General features: G+C 68.4%; 17 protein-coding genes and 2 pseudogenes. 13 read left to right on the top strand and 6 right to left on the bottom strand.

Going from position 1 to position 18,259, the window contains the following annotated elements; translation table 11 throughout:
• Nucleotides 1-4: 4 nt before the first annotated feature.
• On the bottom strand, nt 5-787 hold the full coding sequence (locus RF650_RS06435; protein ID WP_368814442.1) for a 4'-phosphopantetheinyl transferase superfamily protein: 783 nt from the start codon (nt 785-787) through the stop codon (nt 5-7).
• Complete coding sequence (locus tag RF650_RS06430; protein WP_131332828.1) at nt 784-1,548, bottom strand: thioesterase II family protein; 765 nt, start codon at nt 1,546-1,548, stop codon at nt 784-786. The genes RF650_RS06435 and RF650_RS06430 overlap by 4 nt, the downstream gene beginning before the upstream one ends.
• 330 nt (nt 1,549-1,878) lie before the next feature.
• On the opposite strand from RF650_RS06430, the gene ybaK reads away from it, so the two are divergent.
• From ybaK to RF650_RS06410, 4 genes and pseudogenes are all read left to right on the top strand, one after another.
• A complete protein-coding gene (gene ybaK, locus RF650_RS06425; RefSeq protein WP_064846797.1) occupies nt 1,879-2,400 on the top strand; it encodes a Cys-tRNA(Pro) deacylase in 522 nt (173 codons plus the stop codon).
• A gap of 87 nt (nt 2,401-2,487) precedes the next feature.
• Nucleotides 2,488-2,883 carry a hypothetical protein gene (locus RF650_RS06420; protein ID WP_242670672.1) on the top strand — a complete coding sequence of 132 codons (396 nt, stop codon included), beginning with the start codon at nt 2,488-2,490 and terminating at the stop codon, nt 2,881-2,883.
• A gap of 12 nt (nt 2,884-2,895) precedes the next feature.
• Nucleotides 2,896-3,246 (top strand): annotated as a pseudogene (locus tag RF650_RS06415) (enoyl-CoA hydratase-related protein); the annotation flags it as partial.
• Nucleotides 3,247-3,663: 417 nt separating this feature from the next.
• Nucleotides 3,664-4,219 (top strand): annotated as a pseudogene (locus tag RF650_RS06410) (SDR family NAD(P)-dependent oxidoreductase).
• A 13-nt stretch (nt 4,220-4,232) separates the two neighbouring features.
• On the opposite strand, the gene RF650_RS06405 reads toward RF650_RS06410, so the two are convergent.
• From RF650_RS06405 to RF650_RS06395, 3 genes are all read right to left on the bottom strand, one after another.
• Entirely contained in the window at nt 4,233-4,568 is a 336-nt protein-coding gene (locus tag RF650_RS06405) for a putative quinol monooxygenase (RefSeq protein WP_206399173.1), read from the bottom strand.
• Between the two features lie 454 nt (nt 4,569-5,022).
• Nucleotides 5,023-5,442, bottom strand: coding sequence for a PIN domain nuclease (locus RF650_RS06400; RefSeq protein WP_098054436.1), 420 nt, complete (start codon nt 5,440-5,442; stop codon nt 5,023-5,025).
• A complete protein-coding gene (locus RF650_RS06395; RefSeq protein ID WP_131332832.1) occupies nt 5,433-5,660 on the bottom strand; it encodes a hypothetical protein in 228 nt (75 codons plus the stop codon). The genes RF650_RS06400 and RF650_RS06395 overlap by 10 nt, the downstream gene beginning before the upstream one ends.
• Nucleotides 5,661-5,849: 189 nt before the next feature.
• Between RF650_RS06395 and RF650_RS06390 the strand changes: the two genes are divergently transcribed.
• The 9 genes from RF650_RS06390 (at nt 5,850) to RF650_RS06350 (ending at nt 17,705) form a co-directional block, all read left to right on the top strand.
• The gene (locus tag RF650_RS06390; protein ID WP_064846804.1) at nt 5,850-6,260 is read left to right on the top strand and encodes a hypothetical protein; all 411 of its coding nucleotides are present in this window, start codon (nt 5,850-5,852) and stop codon (nt 6,258-6,260) included.
• 96 nt (nt 6,261-6,356) lie between these two features.
• Nucleotides 6,357-10,016 (top strand): DNA polymerase III subunit alpha, encoded by a 3,660-nt coding sequence (locus RF650_RS06385; RefSeq protein WP_368814441.1) that lies wholly within the window; start codon nt 6,357-6,359, stop codon nt 10,014-10,016.
• A 173-nt stretch (nt 10,017-10,189) separates the two neighbouring features.
• Nucleotides 10,190-11,404 carry a metallophosphoesterase family protein gene (locus tag RF650_RS06380; RefSeq protein ID WP_368814440.1) on the top strand — a complete coding sequence of 405 codons (1,215 nt, stop codon included), beginning with the start codon at nt 10,190-10,192 and terminating at the stop codon, nt 11,402-11,404.
• A gap of 178 nt (nt 11,405-11,582) precedes the next feature.
• Complete coding sequence (locus RF650_RS06375; protein ID WP_368814439.1) at nt 11,583-12,653, top strand: App1 family protein; 1,071 nt, start codon at nt 11,583-11,585, stop codon at nt 12,651-12,653.
• An 89-nt stretch (nt 12,654-12,742) separates the two neighbouring features.
• Entirely contained in the window at nt 12,743-13,234 is a 492-nt protein-coding gene (locus RF650_RS06370) for an NAD(P)H-binding protein (RefSeq protein ID WP_368814438.1), read from the top strand.
• A gap of 295 nt (nt 13,235-13,529) precedes the next feature.
• Nucleotides 13,530-13,766 carry a glutaredoxin-like protein NrdH gene (gene nrdH, locus RF650_RS06365; protein ID WP_064846808.1) on the top strand — a complete coding sequence of 79 codons (237 nt, stop codon included), beginning with the start codon at nt 13,530-13,532 and terminating at the stop codon, nt 13,764-13,766.
• Between the two features lie 127 nt (nt 13,767-13,893).
• Entirely contained in the window at nt 13,894-14,388 is a 495-nt protein-coding gene (gene nrdI, locus RF650_RS06360) for a class Ib ribonucleoside-diphosphate reductase assembly flavoprotein NrdI (protein WP_318281377.1), read from the top strand.
• On the top strand, nt 14,385-16,544 hold the full coding sequence (gene nrdE / locus RF650_RS06355) for a class 1b ribonucleoside-diphosphate reductase subunit alpha (RefSeq protein ID WP_064846810.1): 2,160 nt from the start codon (nt 14,385-14,387) through the stop codon (nt 16,542-16,544). Before nrdI ends, nrdE begins: the two co-directional genes overlap by 4 nt.
• Before the next feature lie 189 nt (nt 16,545-16,733).
• On the top strand, nt 16,734-17,705 hold the full coding sequence (locus RF650_RS06350; protein WP_368814437.1) for an ornithine cyclodeaminase family protein: 972 nt from the start codon (nt 16,734-16,736) through the stop codon (nt 17,703-17,705).
• A gap of 43 nt (nt 17,706-17,748) precedes the next feature.
• Here RF650_RS06350 and RF650_RS06345 read toward each other — a convergent pair whose 3' ends face one another.
• Entirely contained in the window at nt 17,749-18,231 is a 483-nt protein-coding gene (locus tag RF650_RS06345; protein ID WP_368814436.1) for a DUF2306 domain-containing protein, read from the bottom strand.
• Nucleotides 18,232-18,259: the final 28 nt, after the last annotated feature.

The raw sequence follows: 18,259 nt of genomic DNA, 5'->3' as shown, positions 1-18,259 counted from the left end.
GACCTCAGCCCTGCGGGGCGGGGTCCGTTCGCCATGCCACGGCCAGGCGCGCGTTCTCCCGCGCCGTGGTGCGCACGTCGCTCACGCTCCACCCGCGGCCGTAGTCCGCGCGTGCGGCCGATCCCACGTGGATGCTTGCGGGGTCGCGGGACAGTCCCGTCTGCCAGCCCTTCACCAGCGCTTCCACCCGCACCCATGTGCGCGTCACGGCCACGGCACGACGCCGCCCGCGCACGCGGGAAAGCCGGGCGCGGTCCGCGGGGTGCAGGACGTCGAGCAGCACGTTCGCCTCCACCTCGGACTGCAGACGCTCCACATCCACGCCCACGGCACGCTGGGCCGTGACGAGAGCGATGACCCCGGCCGTGCGCGAGACCGAGAACCGGACGGGGCGAACGTGACCCAGCGCGGAGGACGCCGCGAGCTCGGGACCGGCGTCGCCGCGGGACCCGGTCACCGCCGCCGCGCGACCGTGCACCTCGTGGGGTGCCCCGGTGCGTGGGTCGTGGCTGATCGGGACCTCGTGGGCGGCGCACCCGAGTCGGTGGGCCAGAACGTGGCGCAGAGCGACGCGTGAGACCACGAACAGTTCACGGGTGTGGGAGTCCTGCAGCGCACACGCCCGGGACAGTTCGTCCTCCGTGAGGCAGTCCACGGCGGAGAACGCCCAGGACGAGACATCCTCGAGGTGCAGGACGTGCAGCGTGAGATCCGCCGGCGCACCGGGCACGCGGCGTCGTTGTGCTGCCCACACGGGCTGGCGGTGCGCGACCGCGTGCGCGCTCATCGGGCGCCACCCGTCGTGCCGTCGACAGCGGACCGCAACGCGTCGTGCAGCTCGCGTGCGTGATTGAACAGCCCGTGATGGCCCCCGGGGATCGTGAGTGTGGCAGTGCCCCCGGTGCTCGTCCACCCCGCCATGGACCCCGCCGACGCCGTGCGGTCCTCCTGTGCGTGGACGAGCAGCAGGGGCGTGGCGAGGTCCGGCGGGGCGGCGTCGTAGCTCAATGACGCCCGAAGATCCGCGCGCAACGGGGCCAGGACGAGCTCACGCAGACCAGGGTCCGTGAGCAGCTCCTCGGGGGTGCCCCCGAGCTCGAGCAACCAAGCGGCCAGAGCGGCGTCGTCCTCGAGGATCGACGCGAGGTGCGGATCGCGATCCGGGGGCGCGGCCTTGGCGGAGAGCACCGTGCGCTCGAGCCGACCCGGGCGCTCGCGGTCCAGGGCCGCGGTGAACTCGGCGGCGAGCAGCGCACCGAAGGAGTGACCGAGCGCGACCGTGGGCCGCTCGTCCGCGTCGAGGATCGGCAGCAGCGCCGCAAGCGCTTCCGCGACGAGCTCCGGGACGTCCACGACAGCGGGTTCGGCCATACGTGATTCCCGGCCTGGACGGCGGTGGGTGAGCACCTCGGTGTCCGCGGCCTGCAGATCGCGGCCGGACAGTGCCCCGGCGCCGGCATGGGGGAAGACGACGAGGCGCCGTTGCGGGGTGAACGGGCCGGAGAACCACTGGGCGAGGGCCGTGGCGGGGGGTGGGGTCGTAGCCAACTTCCCGGACCTCCTGAATCCTGAGTGTGCCGACTGCCGCCGGTGCCGCGCGTGGGCGACGCTCGCTCGGTACGGTGCCGGACTGTTCCACCGGGCGGCCCTGTGGGGCGTTGCGGCGGGTGCTCCGGTGCGGGTCCGGGGTGCTGCGAGTGGGCGTCTTACTGCAAGGCGTCCGGGGGAGAGGCTGCGGTGGGGGGACTTCTCGTCCGCGCTGCGGGAGGGCCTAGACTTGAGGTGCGGGGCACCGGCCCTTCCGTGGTGTGGACGTGGTCCCACAGTACCGAACCCGGCTGGGTGTGCTCCCCGTAATCCTGGAAGTGACCCGAGTGCATGACGGACGCGGCATGGGAGGAACCCGTGGGGAAGAAGACACAACGAGCATCGGCCACGCCCGCCACACTCGCCCTCGAGCGCGCTGGCGTGCAATTCGAGGCCATGGGTTACGAGCACGATCCCCGCGTCACGGCCTACGGGCGCGAAGCGGCCGAGGCGCTGGGGCTGCCGCCGCAGTGCGTGTTCAAGACCCTGGTGGTGCAGACGGATCACGATGGTTTCGGGGTGTGCGTGGTGCCTGTGGCGCAGAGTGCGGACCTGAAAGCGGTGGCCGTCGCGCTGGGTGCCAAGAAGGCCCGGTTGGCGGATCCCGGGGACGTCCAGCGACTGACTGGCTACGTGCTCGGCGGAGTGAGCCCTCTGGGTCAGCGCACCCGCTTGCCCACGGTGATCGACGACGGCGCTCGGCGGTTGGACCGGATGTACGTCTCCGGTGGCCGACGCGGGCAGGACGTGGGTCTGGCCCCGCGAGATCTGGCCGAGCTCACCGGGGCGGTGTTTGCGGCGATCGCCCGCTGAGGTGGTCGCCGCGATCGCGCGGTGACCGGGCACGGTTTCATCTTCCGACCCTTGACGCGCCATGAAGTGGATCCAGATTTATTCGAGATGAATACTGATTCACTTACCGACATCTCGGCCCTTGCCCCGGAGGGAGCGGCCCGTCGCGCCCGCAAGGAGGCCCGCCGGAACCAGCTGCTGCGTGCGGCCGGTGCGGTGCTGGACGAACTCACCGAACGGGTCCCGGCCGCTGTGGCCGCGGCGGACGAGGACCCGGTGGAGCGGGTGAGCGCCGTCGCGCCCGAGGACCGGCCTCAGGGGAGGCCCGGAAGTCCGCTCGGAGGGCCGTCCCAGAATCCGTCCAGGAGCCCGCTCCTGGACCCAGCCGAGAATCCGCCCCGGAACCCGCCCGAGATGAGGAGACGCGTCATGACCGCTGAGCACGAGTTCGAGGACATCCTGTACGAGATCCGCGGCGCCGCGGCCGTGACCACCATGAACTGACCCCAGCGCTACAACGCGTTCCGGTCGCAGACGGTGTACGAGCTCATCACCGCACTCCGGCTCGCCTGGGCGGACCAGGCTGTGCAATCCGTCATCCTGACCGGTGCGGGCGAGAAGGCCTTCTGCACGGGCGGGGACGTGAAGCAGCGCGCCGAGACCGGCGACTATGGTCCGTCGCCGTCGGGGATGGTCGAGATCGGGAACCTGCACAAGGTCAACCGTGACATCCCCAAGCCGGTGATCGCGGCGGTCAACGGACTCGCGATCGGTGGCGGGCACGTGCGGCACGTGCTGTGCGATCTCACGATCGCCTCGAGCACCGCGCGCTTCGGTCAGTCCGGGCGCAAGGTGGGTTCGTACTGATCGTGGAGGAGATCGCCCGCGGTGACGTCAACGCGGGCTACGTCCAGGTGGTGGGTTCGCTCGTGGGACAGATCCCGGCGTCGTCGGCGTTGCCTAAGACGGCGGAGAAGTACGTGCCACTCATCAGAGCGGGCTCGGCATCGTGGGCATCGCCCTCTCCGAATCGCACGCGGGCTCGGACGCCGGCGACCCGAGGATGACGGCCCGGCGCACTGACGACGGTTGAGTCATCAACGGCACCAAAGCGGTGGGCCGCGGCCTGATGCGCTGCGAGGACGTCCTGGTCCCGCGCGAGCACCTGATCGGCCCGGGGGCGCGGGATTCACCCAGATCATGGAGCTCATCATTTCCCGCGAATCGGCCGGACGCGAGTACGCACCCTAACCGGGATCGACAGCACGACCAGGAGGATTGCCCATGAACGAGCACAACACCGGCATCACCGCACGGGTGGCGATCGTGACCGGCACCGGACAGGGCATCGGAGCGGCCATCGCCGAGCCGCTGCACGAGACCACTGAGGAATGGACCCGCGAGATCGTGACCGTGGAGCGGCTCGGGGTGCTCACTGTGGCTCGCCATGTCCTGCCGCATCTGCGTGCGGCGGGAGCCGCGGGTCGGCGGGCGAGCTTGGTCGTGGTGTCGTCGGACAGTGCCAAGGCGGGCTCGTTCGGGGACGCGGTGTCGTCGGCCGCGCGGGCGGGTGTGCTGGGCATGGCGCGCTCCGTGGCGCGCGAGAACGCCGTGGTACCCGTGACGGCCAACGCCGGGTCCCACGGACACCATGTACCGCGAGCTCGCGGACGCCCAGGGCCTCACGGGGAAGATCTTCTCCGGGATGACACGGGGCATCCCCGCCCGCAGGCTCGGCACCCCCGAGGAGGTCGCGGCCACGATCCACTTCCTGCTCTCCCCGGGGACTGCCTACATCACGGGCCAGGCGATCTCGGTGAGTGGTGGGTTGACGATGTGATGGTGGCGCCGGGTCAGCGCGGGATGCCCGCCACGGCTTGCAGCCGGTGGCTGGTCATGCCTTCACGGTCGATGATCGGTAAGGCCCGCTGGATCCGCTCCTGGACGGCCGGGATCTGCAGGGACGCCTGATGATCCTCCTCGGTGTCCCAGACCTCGGTGACCCACACGGCATCAGGGTCCTCGGGATCGGTGGCCACGAGGTAGAGGCGGCAACCGGGCATGGGCTCGGCGGCGTCGTTCTCGGCCAGGATGCCCGCGAGCGCGTGTCCGTTCCCGGGGGTGGAGCGGAGGCATCCGTGGAGCATGAACAGGGCGGTGGTGTCGGCTGTCCCGATGGATGTCGTCATGGGGCCAATCTAACCGCTGTGTGGCGTGGAACACAGGGGTGCGTGCGGACAATGCCGGCGCTCCCGAAAGGGGTACGGACACCATGCCCCGGAACTGCTCCAGGGCATCATCTCCGGGCGCTTGGTCCGGGTGTGCAACGTCCGGACGGTGCCCGAGCGGCGTCGTAGTGTGAGCTCATGCGCCAGCGGACGACGACGGGCACGGCAGCGCGCCCCGGCGCTGGCAGCGCGCCCCGGCGCTGGCAGGGCGCTTTTCGCGGCGATCGCGGGAACGGTTATCGAGTGGTACGACTACGCGTTGTACGGCACCGCTGCCGGGCTCAGCATCGGCCGCTGTTCTTCGCGGGATGGACTCCGGGGCGTCGCCCAGGGCGGCGGGCCCGCGGTATTTCCCCGGTCACGGCGCAGAGAATCACCGACCGGGAGGGCCGATAATCGCCTCACGCGTGTTCTGTCATCGCAGCGTGAGGGTTTCCACCGGCTGGCCTGTGACCGCGGCAATCAAGTCGAAGTCCTTGTCCATGGCCAGCACCGTCAGCCCAGCCTTCTCTGCACATGCTGCGATCAGCAGATCCGGAATGGACGGCGCACGATGCTGACCTCTATCGGCGAGCAACATCTGCACCTGGAAGGCACGGTCCTCCATCGCGGGCGTCAGATGTTCGATGGGCATCAGCGACAGCGGCGGCAGCCCGAACGCCTGACGCCCGCCTTCGCCGGAACGGGATGAGAATCCCAGTTCAAGCCGCGTGACCGTCGAGAGTCGAACCAGTCCTCGTTCGATGCGGGCATTCCAGTCCTCAAGGTGCGCGGCCTTCCCTGCCTGCATTCGTGCATACGCAGACTTGTCAATTAACCAGCCGGTCACTGCCACGCGGCAGCCATGATGTCGTCATCCATGAGGTCGCCGAAGGCGCGGGAGGAGCGCTCCCAGTCCTCAGTGGTCACCGTGGCCTTGTCGTCCGTCATGGCTGCCGCTGTCTCGAACTTCCGGCGCAGGAACTCGTTGCGGGATAGCCCCAGCGCGGATGCCTCCGCATCGATGCTTTCAACCGCCCTGTCACTGAGTCCCCGGATGAGGACATTCTTCATCGTCAGCACCTCCTCGAAGAATGCTATCGCGATATCGTTTAGCGGAAAAGATCTCACCCACGCCCGTGTGCGGGCATCTCTCCGGTGACCGACACCGCTGTGGCGTCGGTCGCTTATGCGTGTCGGACGATCTTGGCACCGTCTCAGTAGTCGAATAAATTTTCGAATAATCGGGGAGGGTGAGCCACCATGACGGTGCTGGAGATGACAGAGACCGGGCAATACGAGGACCCGTGGGACACGGTTCCGGTGATCGGCGCGGGCATGCCGGTGGAGCGTCCCACGGGGCTGGTGGGCGGCTCCACGGACCCCGCCCTCGATGATCTCGCGGTGGTGTGTGACATCACCGGGACGCCGTGTGTGGTGACGTACCGCGGTGAGGAGCATCGCGTCCTGCAGCCCGCCGTTCGCTGGTACGAACGCCGGAATTGGTGGGACGTGGAGGTCCGCGTGCCGCGTGAGAGCCGCACGAGCGCGGTGGATCAGGAGCGGTGGCGGGTGCAGGTCGTCCGGCCCGGGGTGGTTATCGCACGCACCTTCGAGCTGGTCCGGAACCAGTTCACCGATCAGTGGCGGGTGCTCCGTGTCAGCGCCGCATGAGACCGCCCGTGGTCCCCGTGCGGAGTCCTTCCATGTCACTTCATGTCGCCCGCGGAGCCGTCCACGATTGACAGGAGTTCGAATAAAGTTTCGAATATGGGCATGTGGTTCCCCCATCTTCACGTGGCCTCGGCCTTCAGTGCGCACTACGGTGTGGCGCGTCCGGAAGAACTCGCCCGGGCGGCGGCGTCCCAGGGAGCACAGGTCCTCGCGTGCACGGACCGGGACGGCCTCTACGGGGCCGTCAAACACGTGCTGGCATGCCGCGCGCACGGTCTCGCTCCCGTCCTGGGTGTGGACATCGCCCTGCTGCGGACCCCGCGCGCCGTCGCGGGAGGCGCGCAGGGCCGGGTGGCCGGGAAGAGTCGGGCGGCCGGACAGCGACGTCGTCCGGCGGCACCCGTGGTGATCGGCCGGGTGGTGGTCCTGGCCACGGGACGCAACGGGGGAGCCGGGTACGCGGCCCTGTGCCGGGTGGTCTCCGCCGCCCACCGGGCTCATGACCGGCACGCGGCCCACCCCATCGGACTCAGCGCGGAGCAGTTGGCGCGGCACGTGCATCGTGCGGCGCGCCACGGTGATCCCGGACTCGTGGTGCTGCTCGGCCCGGACTCGGACGTGGGTCGGCTGCTCGTGGGACGGCACTACCACGCGGCGCGCACCGCGCTGAACCGATGGCGTCACGCGCTGCCCGTGGAGACCCTCGTGGTGGAGACGGTGACCCACCTGGCGCCCCAGGGTGCGCCCCTGAGCATGGGGCACGCGGTGCGGATGTTCCAGATCGGGCGGCAGGCGCAGCTGCCCGTGGTGCTCAGCAACGCCGTGCGCTACGCCCACCCGGGGCAGGCCGTGACCGCGGACGTCCTGGATGCCGCCCGGACCTTGATGTCCCTCGACGAACTGGCCGGGGCGGATCGCGGTGTGCTGCAACCCAACGGGCAGGGCTGGCTCAAGGACGGTGACGAGATGAGTCTGCTGGCCCGGGAGATCGCCCTCGCCGCGGACCACGGTCAGGCGGGACACGGCGCGCTGCTCGCGGACACCCACCACCTGGCCCAGCGCTGCCGTCTAGATCCGGAGGGGGATCTCGGGGTGGACCGTCCGGTGATCCCGGAGGCCTCGGTGATCGGGGTGAGCGGTGACCCGGACCGGGAACTGGCCCAGCGTTGCTACGCGGGACTCGCCCGGTTGCATGCCGGCGAGGACTGGGACCGCACCGTGCCCGGACTCAACCGGGAGTCCCTGCGCGGACGGTTGGAACGGGAACTCGCGGTGATCGCCCAGCTCGGCTTCGCCGGGTACTTCCTGACCGTGGGGGAGGTCTCGGAACTGATGAGCGGCATGGGTGTGCGTCACGCCGCTCGCGGTTCCGGGGTCTCGTCCCTGGTGGTCCACCTGTTGGGGATCTCACCGGCGGATCCGCTCGAGTACGACCTCGTCTTCGAGCGCTTCCTCTCCCCGCTGCGCCCCAGCCTGCCGGACATCGACATCGACATGGAGAGCGCGCAACGCCACGCCGTCTACCACCGGATCTTCGAACGCTTCGGCCCCCGCCGCGTCACGCTCATGAGCATGCAGAACGCCTACCGCTCCCGCGGAGCCGTGCGGGACGCCGGACTGGCACTGGGGCTCGAGGCCCAGGAGGTGGACCACGTGGCCACCCAGTTGTGGCGCGTGCCCGGGGGCACCCTGCGGGAGGAGATCGCACGCCGGCCCGAACTCGCCCCGCTCGCGGAGCGGCTGCGCAACAACCGGCAGTTGGACCTGCTCGTGGATCTCACCGAACGCCTCGACCGACTACCCCGGCACATCTCCATGCATCCGTGCGGGGTGATCCTCTCCGACACCACCCTGTTGCAGCGCACCCCCGTGCAGGCCAGCGGGATCGGGCTGCCCATGTCCCAGTACGACAAGCACGACATGGACCCCATGGGGCTGATCAAACTCGACATCCTGGGCGTGCGCATGCAGTCCACCCTGGCCCACGCCGTGGAGGAGATCACCCGGTTGCGACCCCACGAACCCCCGCCCAACCTCGACACCATGCCCCGGGACGACCCCGACACCTTCCGGCTGATCAGCTCCACCCACACCCTGGGGTGCTTCCAGATCGAGTCCCCCGGGCAGCGGGAACTGATCGGGACCATGGGACCGGAGGAGTTCAACGACCTCGTCGTGGACATCTCCCTGTTCCGCCCCGGGCCCATGCAGGCCGCCATGGTCCGGCCCTACCTCAACGCCCGCCACGGCTGGTCCACGCCCACCTACCCCCACCCGGACCTCCAGGAAATCCTCGCCGAGACCCGCGGGGTGGCCGTCTACCACGAACAGATCATGCGCATCATGGACCGGATGACCGGGTGTGGTCTGGCCCGCGCGGACATCTGGCGGCGACTGCTCGGCTCTGCCTCGGAGGAGCCCGTGGAAACCGCTTTCCGCGAGGGCGCCCGCGCTCGCGGCTACGCCCCGGACGTGATCGACACGGTGTGGGGGATCCTGCACGCGTTCGGCAGTTTCGGTTTCTGCAAGGCCCACGCGGTGGCCTTCGCGGTGCCCACCTATCAGTCGGCGTGGTTGAAGACCCATCACCCGGAGGCGTTCATGGCCGGGGTGTGGGAACATGACCCCGGGATGTACCCCGCCCGCCTGCTCGTGGGGGAGGCCCGCCGCATGGGGATCCCCGTGCTGGGCCCGGACGTCAACCGCAGCACGGACCACCACCGGGTGGAGTCGGTCACGCCGCGGCCAGGGACCGTGGTCTCGGGGGACCTGGACCGGGGGATCCCCCACACCCAGGACGGTGCGTGGGGGATCCGCATGTCCCTGGGTTCCATCGCGGGGATCAGCGCCGCGGAGATCGAACGTCTCGTGGCCGCCCAGCCCTACAGCACCCTCGCCGAACTGCGGGTGCGCGCCCGGCCCACCCGGCGCACGCTGCAACGGCTCGCGGAGGCGGGCGCCCTGGACTCCCTGTTGCACCGCGCCGAGACGCGGGCCTCCCACACGGACATGGTCCACTTCCTGCGGGAACAGGCGGATCGGCCCGCAACCGGGCGCGGGACCTCGGCCCATGCGCAGCCCGGGGAGGGGCAGCTGGCCCTACCCCTCGGGGACGTGGACCTGGCCGCCCTTCCGGCGCGGCTGCCTGAACCGAGCACGGGGGAGCGGGTCAAAGCGGAGATGGACACCATGCGCATCGAGGTCAGCGCCCACCTCATGGACTCGCACGGTGAGCTCATGCGTTCCTACGGGGCCACCCGCGCCGAGGACCTGTTGGGGTTGCGCAACGGCACCGAGGTGATCGTAGCTGGCGTGCGGGTCTCCACCATGACCCCGCCCATGCGCAGCGGCAAACGCGTGGTCTTCATCTCCTTGGACGACGGCTCCGGGGCCGTGGACTGCACGTTTTTCGACGAGGCCCAGGCCGCCTCCGGTGAGGTACTGTTCGCCCCCACGCTGCTGTTGGTCCACGGCCACACGCGCCGCACGGGCCCGCGGGGGATCGGGATCCAGGCGGCCCAGGCGTGGGACCTCTCCCGCCCGGAGACCCTCCCGGATCCCCGGTCCCTGCTGGGTTCGCGGCCCACACCGTCCCGTCCGCCGCGACCGGAGTCTGCTGAGGGCCCCGGACGACGCCGCAGCCACGGCCCCGAACGGCCCGGTGCCTCCCGGGGCCGCGCTCCCCAGGGGGACAGCGCCGTCGCCGGTGCGCACCCCCGCACCAGAACGGAAGTGAAACCCCAGGTCAGAAGGTGAATAACCGGCGCGCGGCTCGTGCCCCACGGGACACCGGGGTGCCACGTGGCCGTAACGCGGTGACCCTAGCGTGTGACTCACCCACCGCCCGTCGCGGTCGGATGCTCACCGCCCGTAGTAGCCGGACCCCCTCCGCCCGCAGCGGTCGGAACCCTTCGCACCAGGAGCACCACATGACCGAGAACACCTCACATCCCTCGCGCCGGAACCTGATCACCGGAGGCAGCGCCATCGCGGCCGCCGGTGTGCTCGCCGCCGCGCCGTCGACCGCCCACGCGGCACCGGCGCTTGTGACCCAGCACGGCCACGGTCACAGCCGGATGCCCCTCTCCTTCGGGCGCGACGGCAGGTTCAAGATCGTCCAGTTCAACGACACCCAGGACGGCCCGCGCACCGACCGGCGCACCATCGAGCTCATGAACAAGGTGCTGGACCGGGAGAAGCCCCAGTTCGTGCTGATCAACGGGGACGTGATCGACGGTTCCCCGCGCACCGACCGCGAGGTCAAGCAGGCCGTGAACAACGTGGTGCTGCCCATGGAGTCCCGGGGCATCAAGTGGGCGGTGACATTCGGCAATCACGACGAGGACTCCACCGAGGAGCACGGCACCGGGATGCGTGAACCGCAGTTGGTCGAGTTCGTGCGCCAGTACAAACACAACCTCAACCCCGGGGACGACCAGAAGGTTTTCGGCTCGTCCAACGCCCAGTTGTTGATCCGCGGGTCCCGCGGCCACGCCCCCGCGTTCGCCGTGTGGTTGCTGGACTCCGGCCGGTACGCGGAGGAACGCCCCGGCGGGCAGGACCGTGAGGGTCTCATGGGCTACGACTGGATCCGTCCCCAGCAGATCCGCTGGTACAACGACCTCTCGGTGGAGACCGAGCGCCGTTACGGGAAGAAGATCCCGGGGCTCATGTACTTCCACATCCCCACGTGGGAGCACCACCACATGTGGTTCGGTCAGCAGTTCACTTCGGACGAGTCCGGGCACGCGGCCGCCGTGAAGCGTCACGGGATCGTGGGGGAGAAGCACGAGAACGTCTACACGGGCATGGTCAACTCGGGGATCTACGCCGCGGTCCTGGAACGCGGGGACGTCCTGGGCCTGTACTGCGGCCACGACCACATCAATACCTACATGGGCAACTACTTCGGGGTCGAACTGGGCTACGGCCCCGGCACGGGTTTCGGGACCTACGGGCTCAACGACGGCACCCGTGACGAGCACACCCTGCGCGGTGCCCGCGTGTTCGAGCTCGACGAGCGCACCAAGCGCGTCTACACCCGCACACGCCTGGTCTTCGCCAAGGACCTCGGGATCGACATGAGCCCCGAGACCCAGCCCATCGACCACCCCGAGCGCTTCCCGCGCTACGTGCGCGGCTGAGCCGCGGGCACCGGGGCCGGGCCCCGGGTCCGTCCTCGCGCCCGGGGCCCGACGCCCTGCCCGCAGCCCTGCCAGGGGTTCGACGGCGCGGCCCCGCTCCACGACGCCGCGCGCCGTCGTCCGCGGCACGGTACGCCGCGACGTCGTGGGCCGGGAGTGCTGTGCAAAACTGTGAGGCATGGCGAAAAACAGTGGCGGAGGAGATCTGCTGCAGACCGTGGACCAGGTCACGGAAGAGGCGATCAACATCGCGTACCGCTTCGACCAGAAGCTGCAGCGATGGCGTCAGGGACGGGCCGTGCAGCGCGGGGACATCCCCACCATGCTCGCCTTCGACGGCTACGGCAGCCCCCGCTACGTGCGGGCCCTGGGGCGTGTGCTCCTCAAGACGCGCTTGCTGATCGAGGACACCGACGACGCCGCGGAGTCGATCCGCGGGTGGCGTTCCTTCACGTCCGTGCCCTTCGCGTTCGCCCACGTCAACGTGTGGTTGGGCGAGCAAGAGTTCCACCTCGTGGCGGACAAGGGCGGCGTGATCGACGTGGACCTCAAGGTCTCCATGACCCCCGGGGTGCACACCATTTACATGCAGGCCGAGGGCTCGGAGGTCACGGAGGCCAAGGTCACCGTGGTCTCGGACGAGCAGCACGTGGGGGTCGTGTGCGACGTGGACGACACCGTGATGGTCACCGCCCTGCCCCGCCCCATGCTCGCGGCCTGGAACTCGTTCGTGGCCAACGAGCACGCGCGCATCCCCACGCCGGGGATGTCCACCATGATGGACCGGCTGCGCCGCAGCCATCCGCACGCACCCTTCCTCTATCTCTCCACGGGGGCGTGGAACGTGGCGCCCACCCTGCGTCGGTTCCTCACGCGCAACGCGTACCCCGCCGGAGCGCTGCTGCTCACCGACTGGGGGCCCACCACGGAGCGCTGGTTCCGGTCTGGTTCCCAGCACAAGGTGCAGAACCTGCAGCGACTGGCGCGCAACTTCCCCCACGTGCGGTGGATCCTGATCGGCGACGACGGTCAGCACGATCCGCAGATCTACTCGGGCTTCGCGCAGCGTCACCCGGATTCGGTGGCCGCCATCGTGATCCGCAACCTCTCACCCACCGAGGCCGTCCTGGCCGCGGGCACCCGCGCCTCGGAGGGCCATCACGTGACCGTTCCGGAGGGCACGCTGTGGATCGAGGCCAACGACGGCGCCTCCATCTCGGATCAGCTGAAGGACGCCGGGTTGCTCTGAACCCGCGCGGGCCACGGGGGCGCCCCGATCCGGGCGCCCGTCGACCCGCCCCGAGCACATTGTCGGATGCACCCCCGAACGGAGGAACCATGGCACACACGACCCTCGGTATCACCGGCGCCACGGGACGCATCGGCGGGGCCGTCTCGCGTCGGCTCGAAGAACGCGGCGTCGCCCACCGGCTGCTCGTGCGTTCCCCGCACCGGGTCGCGTCCCACGTGGCCGCAGCGAACGGCCTGCTCGACGCCGCCACCATGGACTTCGCCGACCCGGACGGGGCCGCGGAGTCGATGGCGGGACTGGACACTGTGTTCCTGGTGTCCGCGTCCGAATCGGCGGATCGCAAGCAACAGCAACTGGCCATGGTCGAGGCGCTGTCCCGCGCGGGCGTGCGCCGGGTGGTCTATACGTCCTTCGCTGCACCCGCACCGGACGCGACCTTCACGTTCGCCCGCACCCACTACGCCACAGAGCAGGCCATCGAGCGCGCCGGTCTCGAGTACACCTTCCTGCGGGACAATTTCTACCTGGACGTCTTCCCGGACTTCGTCAGTGCCGACCGCGTCCTGCGCGACGCGTGAGACACGCTGTGCAAAAAAATTTTTCGTGACTTCCCCCGCCCGTCTTGTCCACATGGGCCCCGCGAGAACCGCGTGTTCTCAGGGCTCCCGGACGCGGTCCCTGTGGACAACCCGGGGAAAAGACGACATCCCCCTGTGGATCACACGACCACATCATGTTGGGTCCTGTTCCGGCACACGACACTAGATGTAGTATTGACGTAGATCTTCAACCACCTGGCGCACCACCCGGATCCAGAGCCGAAAGGCCCCGGAAGCGCCCGAAAATCGGTACTTCCCGCAAGGAGAATGGGCTATGTCTGTCACCGTGTATTCCAAGCCGTCGTGCGTCCAGTGCAACGCCACCTACCGTGCTCTCACCAAGAAGGGCATCGACTACACCGTCGTGGACGTCACCGAGGACACCGCCGCCTACGAGCACGTGGTGGGCCTGGGATACCAGCAGGTCCCCGTCGTGGAGACCGCCACCGAGCACTGGTCCGGCTTCCGCCCGGACAAGATCAACGCGCTGGCCCTGCTGCGCTCCGCCTGAGCCGGAAACGGACGGGCCGCCGCGGGCGGCCCGGCACCACCCGGGCGAGTGGCCCCGAACCCCACCGCCAGCCCGCCCCCGGAATCACACGAATTGGTACGACCCCCCAGAATCGAAGTGACCCGGCATGAGTGCTCTCGCCACGGTTCTCGCCCAGGCGAAGGAGCGGGAACTCCATCGCACACCCGTCGTCGCGGGGGATGATGCACCCCTAGTGGTGTACTTCTCCTCCGTGACGCGCAACACGGACAGGTTCATCACCAAACTCCCGGTGCGGTCCGTCCGGTTGCCCCTGAAAACCTCCGAAACCGCTCCCCGCATTGACGAACCCTACGTGCTGGCAGTGCCCAGTTACGGGCGTCCCGGGGGAGCGGGATCGGTCCCACCGCAAGTCGTGAAGTTTCTCAACGATCCCGTCTCGCGCGCGCACCTGTTGGGGGTGCTCGGCGCGGGCAACACCAACTTCGGCCCCCTGTTCTGCGTCGCCGCGGAGAAGGTCGCAGCCAAGTGTCAGGTCCCCCTGCTCTACAAGTTCGAGCTCATGGGAACCGACGAGGACGTCGAGAAGGTTACCCAAGGATTGGACAAGTTTTGGCAAGCATCCATGCAACCCCGGGCGTGAGCGTCGAACCCGGTCACGAGGATCCCACCTGCCCCGAGAAGTACCGCGGGCTGGGCTACCACGAGCTCAACGCGCTGTTGAACCTCTACGACGCGGACGGCAAGATCCAGTTCGAGGCCGACCGCCAGGCCGCGCGACAGTACTTCCTGCAGCACGTGAACAAGAACACCGTGTTCTTCCACGACCTCGAGGAGAAGCTCAAGTACCTCGTGGACCACCAGTACTACGAGGCCGAGGTGCTCGAGAAGTACAGCTTCGAGTTCGTGAAGGCGCTGTCCAAGCAGGCCTACGGCTACAAGTTCCGGTTCCAGACTTTCCTGGGCGCGTTCAAGTTCTACACGTCATACACGCTCAAGACCTTCGATGGTCAGCGTTACCTGGAACGGTTCGAGGACCGCGTGGTCATGGTGTCCCTGTACCTCGCGGACGGGGACGAGGCCCTCGCGCAGCGGCTCGTGGCGGAGATCATCTCCGGACGGTTCCAGCCGGCCACGCCCACGTTCCTCAACGCGGGCAAGAAGCAGCGTGGCGAGCTCGTCTCGTGCTTCCTGGTGCGCTTCGAGGACAACATGGAGTCGATCGGGCGCAACATCAACTCCGCGCTGCAGCTGTCCAAGCGCGGCGGTGGCGTGGCGTTCGCGCTGACCAACCTGCGCGAGTCCGGTGCGCCCATCAAGATGATCGAGAATCAGTCCTCCGGTGTCATCCCCGTGATGAAGCTGCTCGAGGACTCCTTCTCCTACGCCAATCAGCTGGGTGCCCGCCAGGGCGCCGGCGCGGTGTACTTGAACGCCCACCACCCGGACATCCTCAACTTCCTGGACACCAAGCGCGAGAACGCGGACGAGAAGATCCGCATCAAGACCCTCTCGCTGGGTGTGGTCATCCCGGACATCACGTTCGAGCTGGCCAAGAAGGACCAGGACATGTACCTGTTCTCCCCGTACGACGTGGAGAGGATCTACGGCGTGCCGTTCGCGGACGTCAACGTGAGCGAGAAGTACCACGAGATGGTGAACGACTCCCGCATCGCCAAGAAGAAGATCAACGCCCGCGAGTTCTTCCAGACCGTGGCGGAGGTGCAGTTCGAGTCCGGGTACCCGTACATCATGTTCGAGGACACGGTGAACCGCGCCAACCCCATCGACGGCAAGATCATCATGTCCAACCTGTGCTCCGAGATCCTCCAGGTCTCCGAGCCCTCCGTGTACAACGAGGACCTCACGTACGCGCAGGTGGGCAAGGACATCTCGTGCAACCTGGGGTCCATGAACATCGCCATGGCCATGGAGTCCCAGGACTTCGGCGCGAGCATCGAAATCGCGATTCGCGGTCTCACGGCGGTCTCGGACATGTCCAACATCGACTCGGTGCCCTCCATCCGGCGCGGCAACGAGATGTCCCACGCGGTGGGCCTGGGGCAAATGAACCTGCACGGGTACCTCGCCAAGGAGCACATCCACTACGGCTCGACCGAGGGCGTGGACTTCACCAACATGTACTTCTACGCGGTGACCTACCACGCGATCCGCGCGTCCAACCTGATCGCCAAGGAGCGCGGCGAGTCCTTCGTGGGCTTCGAGAAGTCGGCCTACGCGAGCGGCACGTTCTTCGACAAGTACGTCGACGGCGTGTGGGAGCCCGCCACGCCGCGCGTCGCCGAGCTGTTCGAGCGGGCGGGCATCGCCCTGCCCACCGCGGACGACTGGCGTGAGCTGCGCGAGAAGGTCATGGCGGACGGGATGTACAACCAGAACCTGCAAGCGGTCCCGCCCACGGGGTCCATCTCGTACATCAACAACTCCACGTCCTCGATCCACCCGATCGCCTCGCGGATCGAGATCCGCAAGGAGGGCAAGCTCGGGCGTGTGTACTACCCGGCGCCGTTCATGGACAACGAGAACCTGGAGTACTTCCAGGACGCGTACGAGATCGGCTACGAGAAGATCATCGACACGTACGCCGCCGCGACCCAGCACGTGGACCAGGGCCTGTCCCTCACGCTGTTCTTCAAGGACACCGCCACCACGCGTGACATCAACCGCGCGCAGATCTACGCGTGGCGCAAGGGCATCAAGACCATGTACTACTCCCGCATCCGCCAGCTGGCGCTCGAGGGTACCGAGGTCGAAGGCTGCGTCTCCTGCATGTTGTGATCCCCGCCGTCTCCTGACGGCACCGCGTCGGCAACGACGACGCCGCTCCCGCCCCACCCGGGTCTCTTAGCCGGGTGGGGCGGGAGTTTTTCCCTGAAGTCCGGCCCTGGCCGGGGATATGCTGACGGAACGGTCGAGACAGTGAATCGGCCAATGCCGGAGCACCGCATCCCTGGGAGGAACCGCATCATGACCACCGCGGAATCGACCCCCCAGGAGCAGTGCTCGACAGGAATCCAGGGTGCACCCGCGTGGTACACCGAGGAACAGATCGTGCGGGCGGTTCCCGCCGAGCGTGCACGTCGGCTTCTCGAAGCCACGCTGCGTTCGGGATTCCGCCCGGAAGATGACCCCGCGCGCAGCAATGTCCCCGCCGGCGAGGGCCACCTGCTGTTGATGCCGTCGGTCATTGGTGACTGGGCAGGCATCAAGGTCGCATCGGTCTCGCCCGGGAATCCCGAACGCGATCTGCCCCGCATCCAGGCCACTTACATGCTCATGGACTCAGCCACCCTGAGTCTTCGAGCTCTGCTGGAAGGCAACGTGCTCACCACCCTGCGGACCCCCGCGATCTCGGCCGTGGCCACCGACTACCTGGCCCCGAAGGAGGCGACCAAGCTCGTGGTGTTCGGCACGGGGCCGCAGGCGCTCGCCCACATCGCGGCATTCGCCGAGATCCGCTCGTTCACGGAGGTCGTGGTGTGCGGCCGGACTCTGCGCAAGGTGGACGCCGCCGTCGACTACGCCCGCACGCTGGGTTTCGCGGCCCGATCGGGGGACGCGAGCGAGGTACGCGACGCGGACGTAGTGGTGTGCACGACGTCGGCGGCGGAGCCCCTCTTCGACGGTGCCCTGGTGCCGGACACCGCGTGCGTCGTGGCCATGGGATCCCACGAGCCGCAGTTCCGCGAGCTCGATTCCGCGCTCATGGGTCGCGCCCAGGTGGTCGTGGAGGACCGGGCCACCGCCATGCGCGAAGCCGGGGACGTGATCCAGGCCGTGGCCGACAGTTCATTACACGAGGATTCACTCGTGGGCCTCGCGGACGTCGTCACGGGCGCGGTGGCCCCTGATGAGACGCGGCCCCGCGTGTTCAAGTGCGTGGGCATGAGCTGGCAGGACCTGGCCGTGGCCGTAGGGGTGGTCGATCCGAACGCGTGAGAGGGGAGCGGGCGTCGTCGGTTTCGTCTTGCTCAGCGGCGTGTCATGACGACGGCCCTCGCTGCGTCCCGGTGCCCCGGTACGTTCGAATGATGGTCCCGCTCCACGCGGCGACCAGGAGGGTGACCCCCAGCGCCGTGCCCAGGAGGGTCACCGGGCTAGAGGCGAAGGTCTGGGAAATGGCCCTCGTGGGCACACCCACGGCGAAACCGAAGGCGGCCAGGGTGCCCAGGTAGCAACCGAGCATGTTGCGCCGGTGCATTCGGACGTCGCCGTGCAGGATTCCCCACATGGCCAACCCCACCGAGAAGAGGGTGAACGCGGCGAGTCCGTGTAGCCACGTCAGGCCGTGGGGGTGGATGAGGAAGGACGTGACGCAGTTGAGGACCATGGCGCTCACCCACGTCACTCCCAGGACGCGGTGTGCGCGATCGCGGCGTCTGCGCAGCAATTGCACCGGTCCCAGCAATAGGACGAAGAACGCGCACGACGCGTGAACGGCGATGATCGGTGTGAAGTGCTCCATACCGCTAAGATAGTTTCGGTATCCAGCG

Source organism: Kocuria sp. CPCC 205297 (assembly GCF_040981035.1).
Taxonomy (GTDB): domain Bacteria; phylum Actinomycetota; class Actinomycetes; order Actinomycetales; family Micrococcaceae; genus Kocuria; species Kocuria marina.
This window is presented reverse-complemented; position numbering and strand designations above follow the sequence as displayed.